The following is a 12,964-nucleotide window of genomic DNA, read 5'->3' as shown; positions in this document are numbered from 1 at the left end:
GACCGATCATGGATCTCGGATTGCAGGACCGGGTGTACATCGTCACCGGCGGTACCCGCGGGCTGGGGTTGGCGGCCGCGCGTGCGCTGGTCGCGGACGGTGCGAAGGTGGTCGTCAGCGGCCGGAACCGGCAGTCGGTGACCGACGCGGAAGCGAGCCTGGGCGGCCCGGGGCACGCGGTCGGTGTCGTCGCCGACAACGCCGACGCCGACACCCCCGACCGGCTGATCGACGCGGCGCGCAACGCCTTCCAGCGGCTGGACGGCGTGCTCATCAGCGTGGGGGACCGCCCCCTGGCACGTCGGACGCCATGGGCGACGACCAGTGGAACGCCTCCTTCGAGTCGGTCTTCCTGGGCGCGGTGCGGCTGTCCCGTGCCGTCGCCGCGGAACTGGACGAGGGCGGCGCGATCGGCTTCGTCCTCTCCACCTCGGTGTACGAGCCGATCCACGGGCTCGCCATCTCCAACGCCTTCCGCCCGGGCCTGGCCGGCTACGCCAAGAACCTGGCCGACGAACTGGGCCCCCGCGGCATTCGGGTCGTCGGCTTCCTCCCCGCCTACATCGAGACCGACCGGGTCCGCGAGATCAACGCCCTGACGGGGGACGCCGACGGCGCCCGTGCCCGCGCCGCCGCCACCGTCCCGTTGCGCCGCATCGGTGCCCCCGAGGAGTTCGGCAGGACCGCGGCCTTCATGCTGTCGCCCGCCGCCTCCTATCTCACCGGCGTGATGCTCTCGATCGACGGCGGTGTGCGGAGCGGCTTCTAGGCGCGGTACGTCCGCATCAAGTGCGGAACGCCGGCCACCTCCTGGGGCAGCTCGCTGTGGACCCTGGCAGTGCGGGACAGCACCCGGCCGACCACCGACCTCGCCCTGCACGCCCCCGCCGACGCCTCCAGCACGGACGGCGACGACCACAGTGCGGCCAACGCGATGGGCCTGTCGTCCGGCGGGCCCACGTCCCGTCCCGCCCCGAGGAGGCTCCGGCCGGCGAGGCCCCGGCCCGGCGAGGCCCCGGCCCGGCGAGGCCCTGGCCCGGTGTGCACAGCAGGAAATGCTATTCACCGAAATATATGGTCGGACGTCTATGCGGAATTATGCGGACGGGTACGGTCATCCGACTAGATGAACGTTTCTTCATGGATTCATTCCCCCGAATGCCCGATACCTGGGGCCGGTGGGTGCTCGTTAGGTGATCGTGACTTGGAACGAACCGGAAGATCAGATCCTCGCCCGGACCGGAGCCGTGTGGCACGACCCGGTGATCGGCGACCTGCGCGTCAAGGGCTGTTCGGACCTTCTTGAAGACTTCCTCAAGGAAATCGGTCAGATGGAAAGCGAATACATGCGCGCTTTCAACGGAACCGCCTGAGCGAGGGGCGCGGAGGAGCTAGAGAATGGACAGGCTTCAAGGCGAGCCGAACCTCTACGACATTCAGTTCGCCCTGAGAACGGATTACGACCCGCTCGGCCAGCCCTCCTACGACGTCGACCCCCTCGACGCGCATGCCGTCTGGAGCGCTCCCGGCCCGGACATCGCGCCGAACGGCTGGGACCCGGACGAGGAGCTGGCGCGGATGCTGTCCACCGTGACCGCCGCGGAACCGGCCCCGGTCGCGCTGGACGGACAGCATCGGCACCGGAGCGAGCGACGGCGGCCCCGCCCGGCGCCGCACGTCCTCGACAGCGGCCAGCCGGTCACCCCGATCACGATCCTGGTCGCCACGATCGCCGCGTGTTCCGTGGCCATGCTGGGGTGGTCAACCGCCTATTCGTACGGTCAGCTGCGGGCCATCGCCTCGACGGTCCTTCCCTCGCCCCTCGCGCAGTGGTGGCCGCTGACGGTGTACGGGCCGTGGTTCGTGGCGGCCCTGTCCATTCTGCGCGCGGCCATTCAGCACCGGACCGCCCGGCGGTCCTGGGGGGTCATCCTCGTCGCCTCCGCCACCGCGGTGGCTCTCTGCGTCAGCCACTCCGCGCACTCCACGCTCTCGATGGTGATCGTCGGCATTCCGCCGATCACGGCCTTGGTGTGCTTCCGGGAACTCGTCGGCCAGGTCTCCTCCAAGTACCGCCCGCGCCACGCGGCGCACGGCAAGGAGCCGTCCAACGGCGGCTGACCCCCGCGCCCGGCCCGCCGGAGGAGACTCCTGCGGGCCGGGCGCGTCCTGTTCGTTCCAGGGCGTGTTTCAAAAGTCCCGCCTGCCCTGCGACGCCATGCACGCTCCCCCACGCTCGGCTTCGCTCGCCCGGTGCGGCGGTGCCCCCACCGCCGCACCGGGCGAAACCCCACGTACATCCAGTACGAGGGCTTCCGCCCGGCACTCCCCCTAACTCTTCGAGCAGGGGGCACCCCCAGAGCACGCACCTGACGCCGCAGCGCCGCCCTCCGGGCGACGAGTTCGACGACACGCCCTAGTCGGCGGCCTCCCTGCAGTCGGGGACCTCGACGGGGAGGCGGTACGCCGCCAGGGCGGCGGTGTCGTCGTCGAGGATGCCGCCGCTGAAGGCGATCAGATCCCGGTGCAGATGCGCGAGGAGTTCCTGGGGAGGCAGCGGGCCCCAGGAACGGACGCGTTCGAGGAGCGGGTAGAAGGTCCCGTCTGGAGCACGGGTCTCGGTTACGCCGTCGGTGTACAGCAGCAGTTGGTCGCCGGGGCCGAACGGGGTCACATCCACGTGGTAGCTGTCCCCGACCATGACACCGATGTTGATGGGCGGGGAGGGATCGGTCGGCTCCAGCTCGCTGACCTCGTCACCGCCGATGTGCAGGGGCGGTGGATGGCCGCAGTTGACGATGCGGACCACGGGTTCGTGGTCGGGGATCTCGGCGAACACCGCGGTGACGAAGCGTTCCGACATCTCGTTGGCCTCCAGCTGCTCGGCCCTGCGGGTCATGCTCCGCTCCACCCGGTGCGCCACCCCGGTCAGATCCGGTTCGTCGTGGGCGGCTTCACGGAAGGCACCCAGCATCGTCGCGGCCGTCTCCACCGCGACCAGGCCCTTGCCCCGCACATCGCCGATCAGCAGGCGGACCCCGTAGTTCGTGGGCACGGCTTCGTAGAGGTCACCGCCGATGCGCGCCTCGGCGGCGGCGGACAGGTAGAGCGTCTCGATGGACACCTGGCCCAGGCGTCGTGGCACCGGGCGCAGTAAAACCCTCTGGGCGGTCTCGGCCACGGAGCGCACGGTGGCGAGGGTGCGCTCCCGGCGCATGCGGCTGGCGGCCAGGATCGTGCCGAGCGCGCCGACCAGCGCGGTGGAGATGTAGCTCGCCACGTAGTGGCGCTCCCCGATGTACCCGACCATGCGGCCGGCACAGCACGGAGTGCCGGCCAGGATGGCCTCGAACCCGACGGCGAAGACCGTGATGGCGCCGACGAAGGCGGGACCGTGGGCGTAGGCGGCGACCACGGGGAGGGCGATCAGCAGAAAGCTCACCGGCCACTGCACGGGAGTGATCGGTTCCAGAAACAGCAGCACGACGACGTAGATCGCCGGGAGCCAGCGCAGCCATACGGGCGGTGCGGGCACTCGTAGACCCGTGCTGCTGACCCGGGCCACCCGGCGGCCGGCGGACCCATGGCGGCGGGGCCACCTCACGGTGCGCTCCGGCGGGGGCTGCGCGGCAGTGGCCCTGGAGAGACGGACGGGCGGACGGTGGTGTGGCCCGGGGCGGGGCGGACGTCCCGGCGGATCCACTCACACGGCCTGTGCACGAGAACTCCTGGCAGGGCTTGATCACCGGCGCGGGAAGGCCGGGGACGGCGAGTCCGGGCAGCGGGCGTGCGGTTGCGGCCGCCGCCGGTTCGGGGGGCCTGTGACCGTATCAGCGCATTCATCCCATCGATGCCCGGACACGCTGCGGCAGGCCGAACGGCACCCGTCCCTCGGAGGCGGGTGCCGTTCGCGGACCCCCGGTCGGGGGCGGTGGCCGGAAGGGTTTGCCGGTGCCCTTTCCGGTCGCGGCACTAGCCGGCCATGGACACGGCAAAGGGCGACAGGACCGGGGCGAGCTGTGTGCCCGGGGTCAGGCCGAGTGCGACGAGGGCGTCGGGCAGGCCCCGTCCGACGCGCGCCGCGTCGGCGGTGCCCGGCGCGGCCAACGGACGGCAGCTGGCCGCGATGATCTCGAACAGATGCTGCACCCGGCCGAATCCGCGGGGCAGCAACTGGCCGTGGAAGTCCTCGTGATGGGCGAGGACGAGGGCGGCCAGACCCACGACATGCGCCGAGGCCGCGCCGGTGCCGTCGAGGGCGGTGTATCCGCCCCGGGGCGCACACGAGAGGACCGCCACCCCGGGGGCGGCCGCGTCGACCCCGGCGCCGTAGGCGCTGAACGGCGCAGTGAACAGTCCTTCGGGAGTCAGCTGCGGTCCGCAGTGGGTGGCCTGGGAGGTGTCCTGCGGATACGAGCCGAAGGCGCCGAGCGCGCCCACGGCGAACACGGTGGGCAGCGAACCCGGGAAGGCGACCGGCCCGCCGGAGTCACCCGCCGGGGCGACGCAGGCGATGCCGGCCGCGGTCGCGTCGGCCAGCTTCCGCGAGACCAGGGCCGACGGGTACGGGGTCGTCACGGCGATGTGCGCGATGTCCGCCTCGTACTCGATGCAGTGGTCCAGAGCGGCGATCAGATCGCTGAACCGTCCGTCCGGCATCACCCGGCAGACCTCGATCTCGGCGTCGACCGCGATGCCGATGACGCCCTTGCCGGTGTCCGCGCCGGCGATGATGCCCGCCGCATGGGTGCCGGTGCCGATCCTGTCGTGGGCCCAGCCCCGCTCCTCGCCGCGCACGAAGTCGACGCCGGAGCGCACCCGCTGCTTCAGATCGGGGTGCTCGGCGCTGACGCCCGAGCCGACGAGTGCGATCCGGACGCCGAAGGCACGGAAGGTGGGGGGCAGTCGGTCCAGCCGCATGGCCTGCTGGCCCCAGCCGTACTGCTGCCGTGTCTCCAACTCCGGGTACGCCTGCGCCAACGGGGTGAGGACGACGCGGTTCTCCTGGGTCGCCGACAGGTCCGGGCGGGGGATCCAGCGGTCCGTGTAACCGCCCGCGGGCCGGACGTAGAGGGACTGGACGGACTGGGCGGTCTCCGTCGACAGCGTGACGGTGACCGTGCCGTCGGCTCCGGTGACTCCCTGGGCCGGCCAGGCCGCCCCGATCAGGAACACCCCGGCGCCGGCCAGCGGTTCGTCCTGCGGGCCGCAGATCCGGAACGCGATGTCCACCGGCTGGTCCAACGGCATGACCAGGCCCGGATCGCGCAGGGGCAGCATCCCCGCGGCCGGTGCGGCGACGGGCCCGGCCCCGGCCAGGGGCAGGTCCGGCTCGATGTGCAGGTGCAGCGACCGCATCGCCGGCACCTGGGCCTCGGCCGCCTCGATCACCGCGATCTCCGGGCAGGAGGGGGGCGTCCCGGTCGACTGGAGCCGCTGCGACGGCCGGAGTCTGCGGACCAGCTCGATCTCGGGCATCCGCTCCAGTTGGTCGCACAGTGCGTCCATGCCGAGTTCGGGGACTCCCGGCGGCAGCAGATGCCGCGGCAGCGGTGTGACCATGTACCGCTCCCGGCGCGGACGCACCGACAGCGGAGACTGCGCGTTCTTCCTGCGGGCACCGGTCTGGCTGCCCTCGGGTCCCGGCGCACCGGCCCCCGCGCCCTCGGCCCCGCCCTCTGGGTTGTTTCCGGGCCTTTCCTTGACCATTGCGTCCACCTTCACCACGCCTACGTCGTCCTTGTGCTTCCGGTCCGGCGGGGCGGCCTGCGCTTCCACGGTGATGCGGTGTGTCCGGGAGCCGCTCCCGGACACACCGCATCGCGCGCCGCCCTGGGGTCAGCCGATGCCGAAGGGCTGACTCATCTGGCCGTAGCCGAAGCCGGGCTGCTGGTACTGCGGGAACGGCTGGGAGAACGACTGCTGAGCGCCGAACTGCCCCATGCCCTGCTGGCCCTGGATACCCTGCTGGCTCTGCTGCAGCATCGTCACGATGGCCATCGGCAGGGCCTGCTGCACCGACTGTTCCACCGCCTGCCGGATGCCCGTGTGCAGCGAGTGGTGCAGCGCGAGGGCGAGGTAGGGGTGCGCCTGCTGGGACATGCCCTGCTGGTGGAACTGCTGCTGGACCTGCTGGATCTGCTGCAGCGTCTGCTGCATTCGCTGGGCGACCTGCTGGCTAGCCTGCTGACAGGCCTGCTGGATGGCCTGCTGGATCATCTGTGCGAACTGAGGCTGGGGTCCGCCGATCTGCTGGCCGTACTGCTGCAGGGGTTGGGTACCGGTCATCACCGACATGAACACTCCATTCGATGGCACCATGAGGAAAGCCGACATAACGGTCTATGTGGGCTTTGTCGGGAGAATCCGACGCCCTGAAGCTAAGGTGGCGCCGCCTCGGCCGCAATCGGAAGTCCGCCTCCGCCGACTCCGTCAAGATCGACACGCCGACGCGGACCACACGCGCCACGATCCGCCCACCGACAGCGAAAACGCCGTGAGGCGGCCACCAGGGCCGCCTCACGGCGTGATCACCGACCGGATGCTCAGATGGTGGCGGTGTCGATCACGAACCGGTACCGCACATCGCTGTTCAGCACCCGCTCGTACGCCTCGTTGATCTCGGACGCGGCGATCAGCTCGATCTCCGCGCCGATGCCGTGCTCCGCACAGAAGTCCAGCATCTCCTGGGTCTCGCGGATGCCGCCGATCATGGAGCCCGCGAGGGTCTTGCGGCCGTTGATCAGCGAGAACAGGTTGAGCGAGACGGGCTCCTCGGGCGCGCCCACGTTCGCCAGCGCGCCGTCCACCTTCACCAGCGACAGGTACGCGCCGAAGTCCAGCGGCGCCGACACCGTCGAGACGATCAGGTCGAACGAACCCCGCAGCTCCTCGAAGGTCTTCGGGTCGCTGGTGGCGTAGTAGTGGTCGGCGCCCAGCTTCAGCCCGTCGTCCTTCTTGCGCAGGGACTGGGAGAGCACGGTCACCTCGGCACCCATCGCGTGCGCGATCTTGACGGCCATGTGGCCGAGGCCGCCCAGACCGATGACCGCGACCTTCTTGCCGGGACCGGCGTTCCAGTGGCGGAGCGGGGAGTACGTGGTGACGCCGGCGCACAGCAGCGGCGCGGCCACGTCGAGGGAGAGGCCGTCGGGGATACGGACGGTGTAGTTCTCGTCGACGACGATCTTCTCGGAGTAGCCGCCGTGGGTGGGCCGGCCGTCCTTGCCGATGGCGTTGTACGTGCCGACCATGCCCTTGAGGCAGTACTGCTCGAAACCTGCCTTGCAGTTCTCGCACTCGCGGCAGGAGTCGACCATGCAGCCGACGCCGACGCGGTCGCCGACCTTGAACTTGGTGACGCCGGAACCTACCTCGGACACCACACCCGCGATCTCGTGTCCCGGAACCATCGGGAAGATCGCCTCGCCCCAGCCCTCACGGGCCTGGTGGATGTCCGAGTGGCAGATGCCGGCGAACTTGATGTCGATCAGAACGTCGAACTCGCCGACCTCGCGGCGCTCGATCGTGGTGCGCTCGAGCGGGGCCTTGGCGGCGGGTGCGGCGTACGCAGCAACGGTGGTCATGCCGGAGTTCTCCTTGGGGGTTCGCAACCCGGCCGCTCTCAGCCGGGCACGACATCGAGCCTGCCTGACCGCGCGGCATTCACCCAGGTCACAGCTCTGCCTACGCTCGGCGGTCCTACTACTGACGGGGGCAGGCTCAAGGGCGTACCACCGGGAATACTGGACGTATGGACGAACAGCTCGACCCCGTGCAGACACCCGGCGCGCAGGCCGTTCAGGCCCTGGACCGGCGCGCCGAGCTGAGCGAGTTCCTGCGCACCCGGCGGGCCAGGCTCCAGCCCGAGGACGTGGGACTGCCGGTCTTCGGACGGCACCGGCGGGTGCCGGGGCTGCGGCGCGAGGAGCTGGCACAGCTGGCCGGGGTGTCCGTGGCGTACTACACACGCCTGGAACAGGGCAACGGACGGAACGTGTCCGCGGAGGTACTCGACGCGATCGCCCGCGCGCTGCGGCTGACGGACGCGGAGCACGCGCACCTGACGCATCTGGCCAAGCCGAAGGCGCACAAGAAGAAGCCGTCGGCGCGGTCGCAGCACGTACGGGCGTCGCTGCGCCAGCTGCTGGACTCCTTCGACAGCGTCCCGGCGTACCTGGCGGGCAGGCGCGGGGAGGTCCTCGCGTGGAACACGATGGCGGCGGCCGTCTTCGGGGACTGGGGACAGCTGCCGCAGCAGGAGCGGAACTGGGCGCGGATGATCTTCCTGCGGCCCGAGTACCAGGACCTGTTCCTGGACTGGGAGCAGAAGGCGATCGACATCGTGTGCCAGCTGCGGTACGAGGCGGGCTGCCACCCGGACGATCCCCGACTGTCGGGGCTGGTCGGGGAGTTGTCGGTGAAGAGCGAGGACTTCCGGCGGCTGTGGGCCACGCACGACGTCAAGGAGAAGAGCCACGGGCTGAAGCATCTGCGGCATCCGCTGGTCGGCGATCTGGCCCTGCAGTTCGAGTCGTTCAGGCCGACGGACGACGGTGAGATGGCGCTGGTGACGTACCACGCCGAGCCCGGGTCCGCGTCGGCGGAGGCGCTACGGCTGCTGGCGAGCTGGGGCACGGACGCCACCCGCGCGGGCAGCACCGCGCACCGCCCCTGAACCCGCCCCGCCCAGGGGTTCGCACAGACACGGAACGGCCCGCCGGAAGACATCCTTCCGGCGGGCCGTGCGCCATGCCGTGTCGCTCAGCGGCTCACCGGCTCACTCGCTCACTTGCCGTAGAACGCGTTGTAGATCGAGATCGTCGACCTGTTGCCCTTCTTGTCGGCGATCTTGGCGTGGAACGAGAGACCCTGGCCCTTGGCCGGGTTCTTGTAGGTGATCGTGCCGTGCTTGACCGTCAGCTTCGTCCAGGTCCTGCCGTAGTCGTACGACACCCACACACCGAGGGACTGCAGATTGCGGCCCGCGGCCGCACCCTGCACGGTCACCGGGACGGTGACCTTCCGGCCGGCCGCGACCCGGCCGTCCAGGCCGGTGGTCGCGCCGAAGCGGACCGAGGAGGCGGGCAGCTTGGCCTCGTCCGTCTTCTTGGACCGGAACGTCCAGCTCGCGTCGATGCGGGTGGACGCGGCGGCGACCCTCACACTGCGGATGACCGAGGTCGTCAGCTTGTACGAGGCGTCACCGGAGGGCACCGTGAAGTGCGCCAGCCCGAACAGCGGGTCGGCGTTCGAGCCGACCCTGGTGCCGTTGCGGTACAGCGTCGTCCTGACGGACATGAAGTCCGAGGACCCGGCGTGGGTCTGGCCGTCGGCGAACAGCGGCAGCAGACCGTAGATCTGGTTGCCCTCACGGAAGATGCCGTAGTCGGAGTCGATCTTCGGACCGAAGACGGCCGTGTTGAAGGCCTTGGAGTAGCGGTGGCCCGCCTTGTAGAGCTGCGGGGCGCCCTCCGTGTAGTACGCCTCCGCGATCGGGAGGCCCTCGGGGTTCTTCTTGCCGCTGAACTGCGCGAAGTCCAGGGCCCACTGGACCCTCTCACCGGTCGACACGTAAAGCGTGCGGGTGCTGCGCAGCTTCTGCTCGATCGGGGCGTTGCCCGCGAAGTCGTCCGGCAGTTCGGCGTAGGCGCCGACCGCACCGGTCTTGCCGCTGCTCGCGGAGCCCAGGTCGACCTTCAGCGTGGCCAGCTCACCCGCCGTGAAGTGATGGACGTGCCCGCCGTCGAGCTTGGTGACATGGGCGCCGGTGAAGACGTCGTACTCGGCCGCGTCGCCCTTGGTCCACTGGCCGAACCAGCTCTGCCAGAGCCCGGCGGAGATCGCCGGGCCGATGTGCGCGATCCGCAGGTCCTGGAAGGACGGCACGAAGAGGCTGGTGCCGGAGCCCATGTCCGCCGTCTCGTAGGTGTACGAGACCATCGCGGACGCCGGCTTGGCGGCGGCGTCCGGCACGGTGATGTCGGCGGCCCTGGTCGTGGTCAGGTCGAGGGTGAGCGAGGTGTCCTTGGTGACGCTCAGCTTGGGCTGGACCAGCCAGTCCGCGCCGCCCTCGATCGAGTCCGGGTTCTTCAGCGAGAGCGAGTCGAGCAGGTACGTGCCCTTGGGCACACGGAGCTTGACGGTGTCGTCGGCGCTCTGGGAGAAGTAGTCCCGCCCGTCGCCGGTGGGCGAGAGGTCCGACAGGGTGCTCAGGTGGACGGGGCTCTGGCCGTCACGGTTGACGTACCGCAGGGTGACGTCGTACGACTCCGCCTCGCGCTCCACGGCCGCGGCCGTGCGTACGCTCTGGCCGCCGCCCGTCGCCGTGACATACGCCGAGTAGGCGCCGTCGGTGCCGCCGCCCAGCTCGGTGTCGGTGCTGACCGGGACCGAGGCGGTGCCGCCCGCCGGGACGGTGACCGTCTTCGCGCCGAGCGTGAAGAACCCGGCCGGGGCCGCCTGGCCCTTGGGGTTGGTGGCGGTCAGGGAGAGCGACAGGGTGACGGCGGTCTTGCCGACGTTGCGGTACGTCAGCTCCTTGGTCAACGGCGTGTCGTCGGTGTGCGGCCACTGCGCGACGCCGAAGTTCACCGACGACGGGTCGGCGAGCACGGTCTGCTTGATGGCCCGGTCCACCGCGATGCGGCCGGAACCCTGCTCGAACGGGGTGTACTTGCCGCCCTTGGCGGAGCCCGTCAGCGCGGACTTCAGCTCGGCGAAGCCCCAGTCGGGATGCTCCTGCTTGAGGATGGCGGCGGCGCCCGCGACATGCGGGGTCGCCATCGACGTACCCGAGATGGTCAGATAGCCGGCCGGCTTCTCGCCGACCTCCTTGTCGATGAGGCTGCCGGGGGCCGCGGCGGCCGTGATGTCCACACCGGGGGCGGTGACATCGGGCTTGATCGCGCCGTCGAGGCCGGGGCCGCGGCTGGAGAAGGACGCCGGCTTGTCGCTGCCGTCGACGGCGCCGACCGTGAGCGCGTCGGCCGCGCTGCCCGGGGAACCGATGGTCTGGCCGCCCAGCTCGCCGTCGTTGCCCGCGGCGACGGCGAACAGGATGCCCTTCTGCTCGGACAGCTTGTCGACCTCGGCCTCGAGCGGGTCGATCCCGGGGGTGTCCTGGCCGCCCAGGCTCAGGTTGACGATGTCGGCGCCCTGCTGGGCGGCCCACTCCATGCCGGCGAGGATGCCGGAGTCGTCGCCGTACCCGTCGTCGTCCAGGACCTTGCCGCTGAGGATCTTCGCGCCGGGCGCGACACCCTTGTACAGGCCGTGCGACTTCGCGCCGGTGCCGGCCACGATGGACGCCACGTGCGTGCCGTGGCCGACCTTGTCGGCGACGGTGGCGGCGGTGGAGAAGTTCTTCGCCGCGATCACCTGGCCCTTGAGGTCCGGGTGATCGGCGTAGACGCCCGTGTCGAGCACGGCGACCTTGACGCCCTTGCCGTCGTAACCCGCGGCCCAGGCCGTCGGGGCGCCGATCTGCGGCACGGACTTGTCGAGGCTGGCCTTGCGGACGCCGTCGAGCCAGACATGTGCGATGCCGAAGGCGGCGTTGTCGCCGTCGGTGACGGCCTTCCACAGCTCGGCCGTGTCGCGCTGGGGCGTCTGGACCGCGTCCGCGTTCAGGGACGTCAGAGTCCGGCGGAGCGTGCCCGCCTCCCGCACACCGGCCTTCGCGGTGCTCGCGGAGCCCCGGTAGCCGACGATGACCTTCAGGCCGTTCTTCTGGTCCTCGCGGGTCCGGGTGCTGTTGAGGCCGGTGACGTCGAACAGCCGGCGGTCGAGCTTCCCGGAGGCGATCATGGCGGCCGCGTCGGCCGGCACCACATAGGTGTGGCCGGCTGCCCTGCGCACCTGGATCGGCACGTTCCCGCGGCCCTTCGCCCGCTCCAGGCCGACGACACGGCCCTTGGCGTCGACCACGACCCGGTCACCGGTGATCAGCGTGATGCGGTGCTTCGCCGCGATACCCGCGGCGGCGGCCGGACGGGCAGCCGCCCCCGGCTTCGCCGACGCCGGGCTGGTCATGCCCGCCGCCAGCGCCACGGCGGCCGCCGTGGCGACGGCCGCCGCGCATGCTCTTTTCACTTGTCTGTGCACAACTCCCCCTGGAGTGAGGTACCGAGCGAATTCCCCGTTCACCCGACTGGGGGAAGTGCCGAACGTATGCACGTCAACCCCCCGGACCACGCAGTATGCCCGGGGGGTGATCAACGCCTCAATAGCGCCAGGGATAACGAGTTGGAACGAGACACCGTCGCACCGGCGGCTCCTACGAGGCGGCGTTCTCCTTGACCGTGATCTTGCCCTTGCGGATGGTCACGAGCCGCGGGGCCTTCTTCGCGAGCACCGAGTCATGAGTGACCATCACAAAGGTGAGCCCGTGCTCCTTCCACAGGGTCTCCAGCACGCCCATGATCTCGTCCCGTGTGGATTCGTCCAGGTTTCCCGTGGGTTCGTCGGCGAGCAGCACCTTGGGCTGCTTCACCAGCGCGCGGGCGATGGCGACGCGCTGCTGCTGACCACCGGACAGTTCGGCGGGCAGATGGCCGAGCCGCTCGCGGAGTCCGACGGACTCCAGGGCCTGGGCGGCCCGTTCGCGGCGCTCCTTGCCCTTCACCCCGAGCGGCACCAGCGCGGTCTCGACGTTCTCCTGGGCGGTGAGCGTCGGGATGAGGTTGAAGCTCTGGAACACGAAGCCGATGTTCTCGCTGCGCACCTTGGTCAGGCGCGCCTCCGAGAGCTTGGCCAGATCGATGCCGTCGAGCTCCACGGAGCCGCCGGTGGGCTTGTCCAGTCCGCCGAGCATCTGCAGCAGGGTGGACTTGCCGCCACCGGTGGGGCCCTGGATGACGAGACGGTCGCCGTCGCCGATCGTGAGGTCGACGCCGTCCAGGGCGTTGATGGTCTCCTTGCCTCGCGTGTAGCGCTTGGTGACGCCTCTGAGTTCGTACATGGT

At 70.4% G+C, this 12,964-nt stretch carries 9 protein-coding genes and 2 pseudogenes; 5 read left to right on the top strand and 6 right to left on the bottom strand.

Features of this window, described 5'->3' with window-relative positions; translation table 11 throughout:
- Positions 1–8: 8 nt before the first annotated feature.
- From ACFY2Z_RS06710 to ACFY2Z_RS06695, 4 genes and pseudogenes are all read left to right on the top strand, one after another.
- Positions 9–769, top strand: a pseudogene (locus tag ACFY2Z_RS06710) (SDR family oxidoreductase).
- Positions 770–967, top strand: a pseudogene (locus ACFY2Z_RS06705) (hypothetical protein); the annotation flags it as partial.
- Positions 968–1,199: 232 nt separating this feature from the next.
- Positions 1,200–1,373: a hypothetical protein gene (locus ACFY2Z_RS06700; protein WP_388964680.1), complete on the top strand. Its 174-nt coding sequence runs from the start codon at positions 1,200–1,202 to the stop codon at positions 1,371–1,373.
- A 25-nt stretch (positions 1,374–1,398) separates the two neighbouring features.
- Complete coding sequence (locus ACFY2Z_RS06695) at positions 1,399–2,121, top strand: DUF2637 domain-containing protein (RefSeq protein ID WP_390743072.1); 723 nt, start codon at positions 1,399–1,401, stop codon at positions 2,119–2,121.
- Positions 2,122–2,416: 295 nt separating this feature from the next.
- Here the strand turns inward: ACFY2Z_RS06695 and ACFY2Z_RS06690 are convergent, their stop codons facing one another.
- The 4 genes from ACFY2Z_RS06690 to ACFY2Z_RS06675 all read right to left on the bottom strand — a co-directional run bounded on the left by ACFY2Z_RS06690 (position 2,417) and on the right by ACFY2Z_RS06675 (position 7,586).
- On the bottom strand, positions 2,417–3,604 hold the full coding sequence (locus tag ACFY2Z_RS06690) for a PP2C family protein-serine/threonine phosphatase (RefSeq protein WP_390743071.1): 1,188 nt from the start codon (positions 3,602–3,604) through the stop codon (positions 2,417–2,419).
- A 368-nt stretch (positions 3,605–3,972) separates the two neighbouring features.
- Positions 3,973–5,778, bottom strand: coding sequence for a S8 family serine peptidase (locus ACFY2Z_RS06685; RefSeq protein WP_390743070.1), 1,806 nt, complete (start codon positions 5,776–5,778; stop codon positions 3,973–3,975).
- A 60-nt stretch (positions 5,779–5,838) separates the two neighbouring features.
- Positions 5,839–6,288, bottom strand: coding sequence for a hypothetical protein (locus tag ACFY2Z_RS06680; RefSeq protein ID WP_390743069.1), 450 nt, complete (start codon positions 6,286–6,288; stop codon positions 5,839–5,841).
- Positions 6,289–6,545: 257 nt separating this feature from the next.
- Positions 6,546–7,586: an NAD(P)-dependent alcohol dehydrogenase gene (locus ACFY2Z_RS06675; protein WP_390743068.1), complete on the bottom strand. Its 1,041-nt coding sequence runs from the start codon at positions 7,584–7,586 to the stop codon at positions 6,546–6,548.
- A 167-nt stretch (positions 7,587–7,753) separates the two neighbouring features.
- Here ACFY2Z_RS06675 and ACFY2Z_RS06670 point away from each other — a divergent pair, with 167 nt between their 5' ends.
- Positions 7,754–8,677, top strand: coding sequence for a helix-turn-helix domain-containing protein (locus tag ACFY2Z_RS06670; RefSeq protein ID WP_390743067.1), 924 nt, complete (start codon positions 7,754–7,756; stop codon positions 8,675–8,677).
- Positions 8,678–8,787: 110 nt separating this feature from the next.
- Here the strand turns inward: ACFY2Z_RS06670 and ACFY2Z_RS06665 are convergent, their stop codons facing one another.
- Both ACFY2Z_RS06665 and ACFY2Z_RS06660 read right to left on the bottom strand, forming a co-directional pair.
- Positions 8,788–12,093 (bottom strand): S8 family serine peptidase, encoded by a 3,306-nt coding sequence (locus ACFY2Z_RS06665; RefSeq protein WP_390743066.1) that lies wholly within the window; start codon positions 12,091–12,093, stop codon positions 8,788–8,790.
- A gap of 184 nt (positions 12,094–12,277) precedes the next feature.
- Positions 12,278–12,961: an ABC transporter ATP-binding protein gene (locus ACFY2Z_RS06660; protein ID WP_390743065.1), complete on the bottom strand. Its 684-nt coding sequence runs from the start codon at positions 12,959–12,961 to the stop codon at positions 12,278–12,280.
- Positions 12,962–12,964: the final 3 nt, after the last annotated feature.

The sequence above is a fragment of the Streptomyces sp. NPDC001222 genome, from assembly GCF_042896945.1.
Classification (GTDB): Bacteria; Actinomycetota; Actinomycetes; order Streptomycetales; family Streptomycetaceae; genus Streptomyces; species Streptomyces gibsoniae.
This window is presented reverse-complemented; position numbering and strand designations above follow the sequence as displayed.